This is a genomic window from Poriferisphaera corsica (assembly GCF_007747445.1).
Lineage (GTDB): Bacteria > Planctomycetota > Phycisphaerae > Phycisphaerales > Phycisphaeraceae > Poriferisphaera > Poriferisphaera corsica.
In genome coordinates this window covers 2,262,265-2,275,367 of record NZ_CP036425.1, presented here as the reverse complement: position 1 = coordinate 2,275,367, position 13,103 = coordinate 2,262,265, and the positions used below count along the sequence as shown (strand labels likewise).

Here is a 13,103-nt window from a genome sequence, read left to right as displayed (position 1 = left end):
CGGAGGGCGGCGATAAGTCGAGCCGGTGTGGGTGTATACGTCAATTATGCGGGCATAGGCCCAAATACGCAAATACCTTTTTAATACTGGTTTAAGCACAACAAGGTTCAGACTAGGATTTTGTCTTGTATTTCATCCTCGTCAAGGAGAAAATCGGTTATATCGGACAGTAAATTAAGGATGTCTGTGACATTTGTACGGAATGCAGTGGTTTTGCGGGCTGAAACTGTACAGATGAAGGGCGGAGAAAAATTAGGTGGATGTGCAAAACGTGAACGATTGGATAGGCAGAAAGTGTGTATGCGAGCAATTGACATGAAATATATATCCGGGATTGTGTTGTTGATTTTGTGTTTTTGCATGGCTGGTGAGGGTTATGCGGAGGTGATCGACATTGACCCGCCGATCACTATCAAGACGAAGATTGTGGGGCAGAAGCGGCTGATTGCTGGGAAGATTGTTTCGCGAGATGAGCAGGGTGTGAAGGTGGAATTAAAGCGTAGTGCTGAGAGCTTGGATATTCCTTGGACGGCAATGCCAGCGGGGTTGGTTTACAATCTGCATAACAAGCATTTTATTGAAGATGATTCATATGAGAGCTGGGTGAAATTGGGGCGTTTGATGAGTGAGATGGGGCAGGGGGTTCGGTTTGCGAAATTAGCGTTTGAGAAAGCGGTAGCGATTGATGCGGAAGTATTTGCGGAAGAATTTGATGGACAAGAGCCGCGTGTGGTGGCGAAGCAGATGTGGGATGAGAAAAAGAATCGTCGTCGTGAGGTGAATGCAGGTGTTGGCAATGGGGGACAAGATGTAGATGAGATGAAGATGGCACCGGCGGTACCCATGGCGTTGCGTTGGGATGCGTTAGTGAAGACTGTTCCGGAAGATGCGATTAAATCCCTGAAGCATGAAGCAGAATCAACACAAGCTCGACTGGGGATAAAATTGCAGTTACATGAGACGAAGTTTTTTTTGTTTTATACGGATTTAAAGAAGCCTGAGGCGAAGCGTTGGGCAGGTGAATTGGATCGGATGTATGTGAAGTTGGCGGAGCTGTTTGATGTGCCAAAAGATAAGAATATATGGCGGGGGAAGGCGTTGATCTATGTTTTTAAACGCGAAAAAGATTTTCGTCGGTGCGAAACAGAAATATATCAAATTGAGAATAATCCGCTAAAAAATGCGGCAGGATGGTGTTTCCAAAAAGGAAATGGTGATGTGCATGTGCTGTTTTACAGGCAGGCGGATGATATGCAGTTTGCAAAAATTTTGGTGCATGAAGCGTCACATGGTTTTTTGTTCAGGTATCGTTCAAGAGTGCATGTGCCGTCGTGTTGGAATGAAGGGTTAGCGGATACGATTGCCGATATGCTCTTGCCGCAGGGTAATCTGCTGCGAGGAAGACAACAACGAGCCGAAGCGTATATGAAAAGCAATGGGCATTTGGGGGGAACGTTTTTTAAGGCGCCACAGATTCAAGGCTTTCAGTATGGGATTGCTTCAAAGCTAACACAGTTCATGATTTCACAGAGTAAGAAGCGGTATGTGAATTTTATTAATTCACTCAAGTCGGGGGTCGAGTGGCGGGTCGCACTGAAGGATTATTACGGCGTGGATGAGCAAGTCTTGGTTGAGAGTTTTGGTTTGTCGTTTGGGGTGCAAGGGTTAAAGGCGTATGATTCTGCATCGGAGTAATAAGGTCAAGGTGATTTGTTAGCGCGAGACGAAAATGAATCGAATCGTTGATTAGATCGCTGTTATTGAGTTTGTATGTTGGGGTATCAAGTTTTGATGAAAAAAGCTTGGAAATATAAGAAGCCAGTGATTGGGATGATGGGTGCCCCGGGTTCTGGGAAGAGTGTGGTTGCGCATGTGTTAGCGGAGTTAGGGTGTTGTGTGATTGATGCGGACCAGTTAGCGAAAGATGCGATCAATGAGCAGCGTGTACAAGAAGAACTGAAGGCGTGGTGGGGTGACGATGTGATTGGAGATGACGGGTTGGTCGACCGTGCATTTGTAGCTAAGCGAGTTTTTGGGGATAAGGCTAACCTGGGGCGATTAGAGGGGGTTGTACATCCTGTTGTGGGGCAATTACGCGAGGCGGCGAGAGAAGAAGCGTTTGCGGATGAGGGGGTGAAGGCTGTGGTGGAAGATTGCCCATTGCTGCTAGAAGTGGGTTTGGATGTGGAGTGTGATGTGCTGATTTATGTGGATGCGAGCTGGGAATCGCGGCTAAAACGTGTTCAGGAGAACCGGGGCTGGGATGAAGCGGAATTGCGGAAAAGGGAGAAAAATCAAGGTTCGCTTGACACGAAGCGACGGCGTGCCGATTATGTTATAAGTAATGATGCGGGTTTGGCCGATACTGAGGCTGAAGTTCGCAGATTTGCTTCCCTGATTTTTCCTGTATAACAGTTCATTGTTCTGAGCTGCCGATAGGCGGCATCCCCTGTTACGAGACTGTAGAATCAGGTTGTCTGGCTGTTTTTGTAGCCAGATCGCCGCTTTTGGTGTTCAGTTCTTTCAACTGTTCAACGCATGGAATAGGTGAGATTGATCAACGGAGTGAAATCTGCCTGAATGAGGGACGAATTGCCCATGAACATCATGGGACCTGCCGCGGCCGGTATCTAGATCGGTTGCAACCACAACTTCGTAAGGAGAGCCATTTCTATGGCTGTCGGAACAACAAGTCGTAAAAAAGTGACCAAGCGTACACGTCGCAAGAAGGCTGTATCTGCCGCAGACGCAACAATTGAAGAAACAGAAGAAAGCACAAAAGTGAAACCTAAAAAGAAAAAAAAGGTGACTCGCAAAAAGGCTTCAAAGAAGGCTGCAGCTAAGAAGGCTCCAGTTGAAGTCATAGAAGAGCCGGTTGAGGAAGTGGAAGTAGAAGAAGAGGTTGAAGTCGAAGCTGAAACCGAAGTTGAAGAAGTTGAAGAAGTCGTTGCGAAACCCGCACCTGTGAAACAACGACGGATGGCTTCGAATGATGATCAGCTTGATGCAGAAACACAAGAACGATATGAGCAGGCGAAAAAGTCTGACTTTTCGATTCACGATCTGCAGAAGATGGACATTGACCAACTGCATGAGATTGCGAAGAAAGACGGCATTCATAATTATGCTGGTCTGAAACGCCAGGATCTTATTTTTAAGATTCTTCAAAAGCACATCACAGCACAGGGTTTGATGTTTGGTGAAGGTGTATTGGAAATCCTGCCGGACGGTTTTGGGTTCCTGCGATCACCTGAATACTCATACCTTGCATGTCCGGATGATATTTATGTATCGCCATCACAGATTCGTCGCTTTGGCTTGAAGCCAGGTCATATTGTGCAAGGCACGATTCGTCCGCCGAAGGAATCTGAGAAATACTTTGCATTGCTTCGCGTAGATGCGGTCAATGGTTTGGCTCCAGATAAGCTGAACGATATCCCGAACTACGAAGACATGACGCCGCTTCATCCATATCAAAGATATGTGCTTGAAACGCCGGAAGATCCAAGCAATATTGAGATGCGTATTATGGACTTGGTCACACCGATTGGTCGTGGTCAGCGTGGCTTGATTGTTGCTCCGCCTCGTACTGGTAAGACGGTGCTGATGCAGAAGATCGCCAACTCAATTATCAAAAACTTCCCAGAAGTTAAGGTCATTGTGTTGCTGATTGACGAGCGTCCTGAGGAAGTGACGGACTTCAAGAACAATACGCCTGACGATGTTGAAGTTGTTGCTTCGACGTTTGATGAGCAGTCCACACGTCACGTGCAGGTCTGTGATATGGTTATCGAGAAGTCTCGCCGCATGGTTGAGTTCGGTGAGCATGTCGTGATCCTGATGGACTCGATTACACGTATGGCTCGTGCATACAACGCTGAGATGCCACACTCCGGCAAGATCTTGACCGGTGGTTTGGACTCAAATGCGTTGCAGCGTCCTAAGAAATTCTTCGGTTCTGCTCGTGCGATCGAAAACGGTGGTTCACTCACCATTCTCGGTACGGCACTCGTTGATACAGGTTCGAAGATGGACGACATCATCTTTGAGGAATTCAAAGGTACTGGTAACTCAGAGCTTCACCTTGACCGTCGCTTGGTTGAGAAGCGTGTTTATCCTGCGATTGATATTGCAGCATCAGGCACACGTCGTGAAGAGCTTCTGATGGATCAGCAGGAAATTCAATTAGTCTACCGCCTGCGTAAGGTGTTGGCTGACATGAACGTTGTTGAAGCGATGGAATTGTTGAAGTCGCGATTGGGCAAGGTTCGTACAAATGCTGAATTCTTAATGACGATGAGCCTCGACTAATCGAGCAATAGAAATAAGATTTTACGCCCCGATCACTATCGGGGCTTTTTTATTGCGCTGTTGGATTATTCGATTACGGTTTCGGTGATAGCAACTTTTGGCCAGAGGAAAAAGATGAGCAGAGCACAGATGAGGGTGATGGAGAGGAGGATGGATGCAGTGATGTAGTGTTGGTAGATTGCGTAGCCTGTTGCGAAGAGAGCGGTGTAGACCATCAGGGTGCCCAGGAAAGTGCAGATGATGCCGTAGGTGATGGATTGGCGATCGTTAGACGGTTCAAGTGGTTGGCCAGTCGTTTGTGAACGTTTGAGGACCGCGTTCCAGCCGGGGCCAGCGGGTTTGATGAGTGTATAAAAACTGCGAAGTTTGGCTTCAGATGTGGCGGGTGTGAGGTACATGGTGGTGATCCAAAGCACAGTGGTAAGTGCGACTGAGATTGGGATACGAAGGTAAGATAAATCATGCGCATCAGGCAGAATATTGATGAGGATGAGCGAGATGAAGCCGGAGCCGATCATGGCAACAAGCTCAGCCCATGCGTTGATACGCCACCAGAACCAGCGAAGTAGAAAGATCAAGCCGGTGCCTGCGCCGAAGAGGATGATGAGATCAAAAACTTGCTTCGCATTTTGAATCGATAACGCGATGAGTGCAGCGAAGATCATCAAGCCAACGGTGACCAAACGGCTGATCCAAATCAATTCACGGTCACTCGCTTTAGGTCTGAAAAACCGGTGATAACAATCGTGTACGACGTAGGATGCGCCCCAGTTGAGGTGTGTTGAAATGGTGGACATATAAGCCGCAATGAGCGAGGCCATGATAAGTCCAAGCCAACCGGCGGGGACGTGCGTGAGCATGGCCGGATAGCCAAGGTCGTGACCGATTTTGTTTTCTGTGATGTTGGGGAACGCTTCACGAAGACTATTGAGGTCGGGGTAGACGATCAAAGATGCAAGTGCGACTAGAATCCATGGCCAAGGTCTCAGTGCGTAATGGGTGACATTGAAAAAGAAGGTCGCACCAATGGCATGCTTTTCATCTTTAGCAGCGAGCATACGTTGTGCGACGTAGCCTCCACCACCGGGCTCTGAGCCGGGATACCATACACTCCACCACTGTACCGCAATAGGGATGATGAGTACTGTGATGAACAGTTCGCGATCCTCTAGTGTTGGGATGAGCTGTAGTTTGTCGACAACGTTTGGGTGTGAAATGAGGTTGTCGAACGATCCGACAGCTGGATGGCTAAGCGCGAAATAGGCGGCTATAAGCGCACCGCCGATTGCTGTGACGAAGAGGATGCAGTCTGTGATGATGACGCCTCGGAAGCCGCCGAGTGCGGAAAAGATTACGGTAACAAGCCCGGCAACAACAACGATCGTGATCGGGTGGAAGTTGAACATCACTTGCCCGATTTTGATCGCAGCAAGCGTAACCGCAGACATCGCGAGGACGTTAAAGGCAAGGCCGAGATAAAGTGCGCGAAATCCGCGCAGAAATGAGGCCGCTTTGCCTGAATACCGCAACTCATAAAACTCCATATCTGTCAGTACTTTTGAGCGTCGCCAAAGCTTGGCGTAGACGAAAACTGTCAACATACCTGTGATGAGAAAAGCCCACCATTGCCAATTGTTTGCCACGCCCTTTTGCCTGACAAGATCAGTGACCAGGTTAGGTGTATCGGTTGAAAAGGTTGTGGCTACCATCGACATACCGAGCATCCACCACGGCATAGAGCGGCCAGATAGGAAGTATTCAGTGGTGTTTTTGCCGGATCGTTTCGCGACGGCGAAGCCAATGGCCAAAGAGAGTGCTAGAAAACTAACGATGATTAACCAGTCGATCGCGATGAGTTGCATGCATAGAGGATATGATTGGATAGATCATATATACAACTGAGGAGTAACCTTTACATGCTTGTATTGAATTCAAGGTATTGGTTATTTGATGATCGGTGCAAGCTGCCGTTGAAAGAAATCAAGCGTGTGAGAGAGAAGTTTGCCTCGGTCGTTGTAATCAGAAAAATCATGATCCGCGGTTTGAAATTCAATTAGCTCACATAATCGGGACACTTTCTTGCAAGTATCACGGTAATTAAAACTCTCGATAATGGGTGAAGTGTCATCCGCGCGGGAATGAATGAGCAGGATTGGGGCTGAGCTTTTACTAATGAGCGCGTCAGGATTGATGGTGTTGAGATGATCAATAAAACCTTTACCGATTCGTAGGCCTCGAAACGGCACCCAGCCTTGCATATCCATAATAGCTCTGAGACCAGATTTGGCGGTTTGTTGGAAAACGCGAGGCATATTGTAGACCGGGGCCCAAAGCACAACTCCGCTTGAGGTGTGATCAGCGTCAACCGCGATTGTAGGTAAGGCTCCGAGAGAGATTCCGACATAGCCCATACGCTTGGTATCGCACCATGCTTGATCGCGAACCCAGTTACGAATGGCCAGCAAATCATTTTTCATACGGGGGATGGTGAGATCAATGAAATCACCTGTAGATTCACCGCATCCAGATTGATCGAAACGAACACAGGCAATGCCGATTTGATTAAGACGACGAGCAAATTCGACCAAGTGGTAGGATTTGCCGATCCGTTGGCCTGTGAGGCCGTGAGTAATGATGACTACGGGGTATCGCAGTTCGGTCTGCCCGTGTTCAGCAGGAAAATCAATCGACGTAGACAAATGCCTGTCGCCGCTGGGGATCATGTGGTGTTCCATGCCAATAGTATCGGTGTAGCCTACATTTATTTGCAAACTCTTGGTAAATAATTGATTTCGGAAACATGAAGTAAGCACTCGCATGGTTCTAAGTAATGCGACTTAGGTAATTTAGATAATAATAGTGGCATATAAATGAAGCAATATGGATAATTTTGGAAAGTATTGAAATAATATGATTCAAAGTGTAATATTAGACGACAAGAAAAATGGGTGCTAGGCCTTATAGTTTTACTGCTAGTCAGGCCGTAAACAGACGGGATTCGGAAATGGTTGATAGAGCTGTCATCGAGCAGATGGTCAGAAAATCCTTACAGGAAAGATTTACTGGTAATTCTCCTGTGATCATCAGGCCTCTTTCACATAACGGTGGCCCGAACCCACTCGTTGTCAATGTTTCGGCTCGCCACGTTCATGTCAGTCAACAAGATTTGGAAATTCTCTTCGGTCCCGGATCGCAGTTGACCAAATTCAAAGATCTGTATCAGGATGGTGAGTTTGCTTCTGAGCAAGTGGTGAATCTCATCGGTCCACGCAATCGACTTATTCCCGGTATTCGCATTCTGGGGCCGACACGAAATTATTCGCAGGTCGAGCTTTCATACACAGACGGTGTTTATATGGGAATTGATCTTCCTTTACGTACCAGTGGTGATCATGATGGCACGCCAGGATGTGTTCTTGTTGGCCCACATGGCGCATTGAACATGGATCGTGGTGTCATTCGAGCTGAGCGACATGTTCACATGCACCAATCAGACTGTGATCACTATGGTGTGCATGATGGTGATTACATGCAACTAAAAATAGATGGCCCTTGCGGGGTTGTCTTTGATCGTGTTCTGGTCAGGCAGCACCCGAAAGTCAAACTGGAAGTACATATCGATACCGATGAAGGTAATGCCTGTCATTTACCTTCTGCATCACGTATCGAGCTATTGAAATAACACACGAATTAATCGTTCGTGATTTTTATCTATGCGTTAATGGAGATTCTAACATGGCTCAACCAGCAATAGGCATGATCGAAACAAAGGGCATCGTCCCCCTTATCGAAGCTTGTGACGCGATGCTCAAAGCAGCTAACGTCGACATGATCGGATGGGATAAAGTTGGCTCAGGCCTTGTGACAGGCTTCGTGAGTGGAGATGTTGCCGCTGTGAAGGCAGCGGTTGATGCGGGAGCATCAGCGGCCGGTAAGATCGGTGAAGTCGTTGGTATTCACGTCATCCCACGCCCACACGATGAGCTTGTTGCCATCATGCCTAAGCCAAGAAAAGCGACCGCATCTAAGTAAATAATCATACAAAACACTTAAATACAAGTGATTAATTGGAGAATTATCATGAATGCTCTCGGCATGATTGAAACTAAAGGGCAGACTGGCCTTGTTGAGGCGACCGATGCCATGCTTAAAGCAGCTGACGTCAAGCTTGAGAAAACAATCGCAATTGGTGGCGCCTTCGTCACAGTCATTGTTAAGGGTGATGTTGGCTCTGTTAAGGCTGCTGTCGATGCAGGTGCTGCTGCAGCAGGCCGAGTAGGCGAATTAGTCGCAGCTCACGTGATTGCTCGTCCACACGATGCACTCGTCGCTAGCTTCTAAGTAGCCAATAGTTTAGGAAGATAGAAGCATGATCGTTTTGGTAGTCAATCTTGGCTCAACCAGTTTCAAGTACAAGCTCTTTGACATGAGCCGTAATGAAAGTGTCCTTGCAACGGGCGATGCGGATCGTATCGGGCAGGGCGGTTGTACGTGGACTGTGAAAGCTAACCATCACGATCTGTCGGGCAAGGCAAATTTGGATGATCACTCTGTTGCGGTTGACCTGCATTTAGATCAACTCATCGAGTTGGGTATTATCAATTCGATAGAAGATATTAGTGCAATAGGCTTCAAAGCTGTGCATGGCGGTTCGATCAACAGGGCTGTTGAAGTTGATCAACACGTACATGATATTATGCAGCAGGTCAGTCCACTTGCACCTGCCCACAATCCACCGTATATCGCAGCAATGAAGTCGTTTCAACTAAGCTTGCCCAATGCACAGCAGGTCGCAGCTTTTGAGACAGCCTTTCATCAAACGATCCCATTAGCTCGCCAAATATATGCAGTTCCATATGTATGGTATGAGAAATTTGGGATTAAACGCTATGGTTTTCATGGCGCGAGTCATGCTTATATCGCTTCACGCATGCAACAGATTGATCCAAAAAACCGAAAGATCATTAATCTGCATCTTGGTGGCTCCTGTTCTATTTGTGCTATAGAGAATGGAAAAAGTGTTGCCAATAGCTTTGGAACAACGCCACAGACAGGCGTCTTCCATAATAATCGTGTGGGTGATTTTGATCCTTACGCCGTCTTGGCTCTTAAGCAGCAAGGATTTACTGAGAAAGAGATCTACCATGATCTTAGTAAGAATGGTGGGCTGCTTGGCATTAGTGGTATCAGCTCAGACTTGCGTGATGTGCTTCAACAGGCAGAGCATGGGCATGAACGCTCTCAATTGGCTGTGGATGCATTCGTAGAATCTTGCCGTCATTATTTAGGAGCTTACATACTCAATCTTGGCGGTGTCGATGCAATCACATTCACTGCGGGTATCGGTCAGTACAGCTCGTACATACGTAAGCTCATTCTCAAAAACCTTGATTTCTTGAATATACATATCGATGTCAATAAGAATGAGCAAACTCATGGTCAGCATGAATCTCGAATAGATTCGCCAAACAGCCAAACGCAGCTATGGGTTTTACCAACAAACGAAGAATTGATCGTAGCGCGGCAAACCGTGCAAGTATTGAACAAACAAACTACCTAATCATTGATTGGAGTATTTTATGGCTTCCAAAGCTCTCGGAATGATCGAAACGAAAGGACTTATCCCCGCAATAGAAGCGACCGACGCCGCGCTTAAAGCTGCTGATGTCAAATTCGTTCGTCAGGATAAAGTTGGCAGCGGACTCTGCGCAATTTCACTTGAAGGTGATGTTGCAGCCGTTAAAGCCGCCATTGATGCTGGTGCTGAGGCTGCACGTCGAGTAGGTGAAGTCGTCAGTGTCCATGTTATCGCACGTCCCAACGAAGACGTTGGCAAAATGTGATTAACAGCCGCGCACTTGTCGGTGGGTTTACCTTGCATCCTGTGCAAATAGCATAAGTGAGACAAGTCATGTTTTTAGGCAAAGTAAAAGGGCACGTCATCGCTACTGCCAAAGACCCCTCAATCTCCGGGCAAAAGCTTTTGGTTGTTGAGCCTTTGAGAGTAGATTACGCCACTTCAGCAACCAATACAGCATCCGGCTTCTCTGTGACAGGACGGGCCATAGTCGCGTTGGACAGTATCGGTGCAGGGGAAGGGCAAATCGTTCTAATCACGCAAGGCTCCAGTGCACGTCTCGCCGAAGGCTGTCGTAATCTTCCCACTGATGCTGTTGTTGTGGGTATTGTTGACGAGGCTGTTGTGGCAGGTTGTAAATTGGCTTAGTTTAAGCCGCTATTAATCGGGAAATAATCTATGGCTACGCTTGATGCACAGCTTATTCAAACAGTTGTTTCAGAGGTGATGAACCGACTGAATGGCACGACGCAATCTAATCAATCGCTGCAAACGGAAGATGCTTCTTTAGGCCATTTTACAACAGTCGACGAGGCTGTAGATGTTGCCGCTCGATCACAACAACAGCTTGTTAAAGCAGGTTTAGTTATACGCGGCGATATTTGCGATCTCATTAAAAAGCTTGCCAACAAAAATGCTGAAAATTGGGGTCGCTTCGAACTAGAAGAAACCAAAGTTGGCCGTTTGGTTCACAAAATCGATAAGCTCAAGTTGGTATCAGATGTTCCCGCAACTGAGTTTCTCAAAACGATTGCACATAGTGGTGATGAGGGTATCGGGCTCGACGAAGCTGCTCCTTGGGGTATCATTGGAGTCATCACGCCCGTCACTCACTCCATCCCAACCATGCTCGCCAATGCCATAAATATGATCGCTGCCGGTAACTCTATGATTGTCAACGCCCATCCCTCTGGAGCCAAATCAGCAGCGATTGCTGCCGCTGCAATCAACAAAGCGGTGTATGATGAGTATCAAATCGAGCCACTTGTCTGTGTGATCAATCCGCCAACGCTACGTACCGCTGAAGAAGTTTTTCAGCATCCTCGCATCCCAATGCTTGTTGCGACTGGTGGTCCTGCCGTTGCGCGTGCTGCCATGAAACAGCCCAAACGAGCCATCGTTGCAGGTCCGGGTAATCCGCCTGTTGTTATCGACGAAACAGCGGATCTGAACAACGCGGCAAAGTCAATCATCGCCGGTGCAGCATTCGACAATAACCTCCTATGTATCGGGGAAAAGGAAGTATTTGTCGTCGATTCAGTGTTTGATCCAATGATGAAAGCAATGGAGAAAAACGGTGCGCTGCGGTTGAATAATAAAGAAATCGATACGCTAACTAAAGTAGCATTTAATTGGGTCAAAGATCATCATGCCGTGACCAAAGAATGTGTTGGCAAGGATCCTCAAATCCTCGGCAAACTTGCAGGTTTCAATGTACCACCCAGTGTTGAACTTCTGTTTGGCGAGACTCTCGAAGATAGCCCATTCGTTTGTGAAGAGCAGATGATGCCCTTTGTTCCGTTCGTAAGAGTTCGAGATTTCGAGCAAGCCCTCCAATTAGCGGTTAAACACGAGCATGGATTTGGCCACACTGCCATCATCCATTCAAATAATCTACAACGCATTACTCGTATGGGGCGTGTCATGAACACAACCATTTTCGTTGCTAATGGACCGTGTACAGCCGGGCTAGGCGTAGGTGGTGAGGGCTATCCCAGTTATTCGATCGCTACACCAACAGGGGAAGGTATCACCAATCCACTTACCTTTACTCGATTCCGTCGCTTTAGTGTCAGCAATGCATTACGCATCGTTTGATGTTATGAAACAGGGTTAAACATGCAGTTAGCTAGAATCACAGGTCGAGCCACAAGTACCGTCAAACATGAGTCCTTTCATGGACAAAAGCTTTTGATAGCAGACATACTCAACAATAAAAATCAGCCTGTAGGCGATCCCGTACTCATTCTTGATTATCTCGGGGCTGGTCGCGGCGACACCGTTATCATCAGCAGTGATGGTCTCGGTCTTCGGCAAGTTCTCCACGACAAACATAGCCCGGCAAGATGGTGGACCATCGGCATCGTTGACTAATTTCGAGTAAACATTATGAGTAATTTTGATCCACAACTCGTCAAACTCATCGCTGATCAAGTTATGATCGCGCTCAGCGATCGCATGTCACAAGTCAATGCACCAATTAGCCCACCGGCTGGAACATGCACCGGTGATTTTTCAAAGTTTAAGCAGCAACCTCTACATCGAGCGAACGAAGAAATTAAACAACATATCACTGAGCCCGAACTTACAGGTTTCGTAACAGCAGATAACCTCGCGCAGTTTATTAAACTGTACCCCAACCGCTTGATTAAGCTCGCACCGAATGCGCAGCTCACCCCCCTTGCACAAGATTTCATCAAAGAAAAACAACTCAATTTCACAGCAGCTTCTACAGGACAAACCAAACAAATCAAATCCACAGACAACAGTCCGATTGCGAAGCCGACCGCCATTTGGATCGACGGATTCTGCCCCGTTGTGCAACAATTGACATCCAAGCTACGTACCCAGCTCACACTTATTGCACCATCCAAAACCGCAGCACAGCTCCCAGAGCTCATTAAACAAATTTCGCAGCAACTTGCACATGGCGACATTAAAAACGCAATCCTCTTTCTGCCAGACGCCATTAGCGCCGCACTTTTAGCCAATAAATGTGCAAATATCCGCGCCGCCGTGTCACGCTGCTCTCAATCGTTTATAACAGCACATCGTGATCTAGCACTTAATCTCCTCATCATCGAGTATCCTCATACCAAAGCTGATCAAATTGAATCACTCACCCGTTACATGGCCACGCATACCACACCAAACAGTAACGCCATTGAATCAAAATTTAAGGAATTATCGCACCCATGCAGGTGCAATAAATAAC

14 protein-coding genes are annotated in these 13,103 nt (G+C 47.2%); 12 read left to right on the top strand and 2 right to left on the bottom strand.

Going from position 1 to position 13,103, the window contains the following annotated elements; all coding sequences use genetic code 11:
* The first annotated feature begins 315 nt into the window (after positions 1-315).
* The 3 genes from KS4_RS09405 (at position 316) to rho (ending at position 4,311) form a co-directional block, all read left to right on the top strand.
* A complete protein-coding gene (locus KS4_RS09405; protein WP_145077350.1) occupies positions 316-1,695 on the top strand; it encodes a hypothetical protein in 1,380 nt (459 codons plus the stop codon).
* A 96-nt stretch (positions 1,696-1,791) separates the two neighbouring features.
* Entirely contained in the window at positions 1,792-2,412 is a 621-nt protein-coding gene (gene coaE / locus KS4_RS09400) for a dephospho-CoA kinase (protein WP_200761122.1), read from the top strand.
* 261 nt (positions 2,413-2,673) lie between these two features.
* Complete coding sequence (rho, locus tag KS4_RS09395) at positions 2,674-4,311, top strand: transcription termination factor Rho (protein ID WP_145077346.1); 1,638 nt, start codon at positions 2,674-2,676, stop codon at positions 4,309-4,311.
* A gap of 65 nt (positions 4,312-4,376) precedes the next feature.
* Here rho and KS4_RS09390 read toward each other — a convergent pair whose 3' ends face one another.
* Positions 4,377-6,173: a sodium:solute symporter family protein gene (locus tag KS4_RS09390; protein ID WP_145077344.1), complete on the bottom strand. Its 1,797-nt coding sequence runs from the start codon at positions 6,171-6,173 to the stop codon at positions 4,377-4,379.
* A gap of 81 nt (positions 6,174-6,254) precedes the next feature.
* Positions 6,255-7,046 (bottom strand): alpha/beta hydrolase family protein, encoded by a 792-nt coding sequence (locus KS4_RS09385; protein WP_200761121.1) that lies wholly within the window; start codon positions 7,044-7,046, stop codon positions 6,255-6,257.
* Between the two features lie 269 nt (positions 7,047-7,315).
* Between KS4_RS09385 and pduL the strand changes: the two genes are divergently transcribed.
* The 9 genes from pduL to KS4_RS09340 all read left to right on the top strand — a co-directional run bounded on the left by pduL (position 7,316) and on the right by KS4_RS09340 (position 13,102).
* On the top strand, positions 7,316-7,993 hold the full coding sequence (gene pduL / locus KS4_RS09380) for a phosphate propanoyltransferase (RefSeq protein WP_145077341.1): 678 nt from the start codon (positions 7,316-7,318) through the stop codon (positions 7,991-7,993).
* Between the two features lie 53 nt (positions 7,994-8,046).
* Positions 8,047-8,343 (top strand): BMC domain-containing protein, encoded by a 297-nt coding sequence (locus KS4_RS09375; RefSeq protein ID WP_145077339.1) that lies wholly within the window; start codon positions 8,047-8,049, stop codon positions 8,341-8,343.
* Between the two features lie 48 nt (positions 8,344-8,391).
* Positions 8,392-8,652 (top strand): BMC domain-containing protein, encoded by a 261-nt coding sequence (locus KS4_RS09370; protein WP_145077337.1) that lies wholly within the window; start codon positions 8,392-8,394, stop codon positions 8,650-8,652.
* A 28-nt stretch (positions 8,653-8,680) separates the two neighbouring features.
* Positions 8,681-9,871: an acetate/propionate family kinase gene (locus KS4_RS09365; RefSeq protein WP_145077335.1), complete on the top strand. Its 1,191-nt coding sequence runs from the start codon at positions 8,681-8,683 to the stop codon at positions 9,869-9,871.
* Positions 9,872-9,890: 19 nt separating this feature from the next.
* Positions 9,891-10,154: a BMC domain-containing protein gene (locus KS4_RS09360; protein ID WP_145077334.1), complete on the top strand. Its 264-nt coding sequence runs from the start codon at positions 9,891-9,893 to the stop codon at positions 10,152-10,154.
* 68 nt (positions 10,155-10,222) lie between these two features.
* Complete coding sequence (locus KS4_RS09355) at positions 10,223-10,537, top strand: EutN/CcmL family microcompartment protein (RefSeq protein ID WP_145077332.1); 315 nt, start codon at positions 10,223-10,225, stop codon at positions 10,535-10,537.
* 30 nt (positions 10,538-10,567) lie between these two features.
* The gene (locus KS4_RS09350; protein WP_145077330.1) at positions 10,568-11,986 is read left to right on the top strand and encodes an aldehyde dehydrogenase; all 1,419 of its coding nucleotides are present in this window, start codon (positions 10,568-10,570) and stop codon (positions 11,984-11,986) included.
* Positions 11,987-12,007: 21 nt separating this feature from the next.
* Positions 12,008-12,262 carry a EutN/CcmL family microcompartment protein gene (locus KS4_RS09345; RefSeq protein WP_145077328.1) on the top strand — a complete coding sequence of 85 codons (255 nt, stop codon included), beginning with the start codon at positions 12,008-12,010 and terminating at the stop codon, positions 12,260-12,262.
* A 15-nt stretch (positions 12,263-12,277) separates the two neighbouring features.
* Entirely contained in the window at positions 12,278-13,102 is an 825-nt protein-coding gene (locus tag KS4_RS09340; protein WP_145077326.1) for a hypothetical protein, read from the top strand.
* Position 13,103 lies beyond the last annotated feature (1 nt).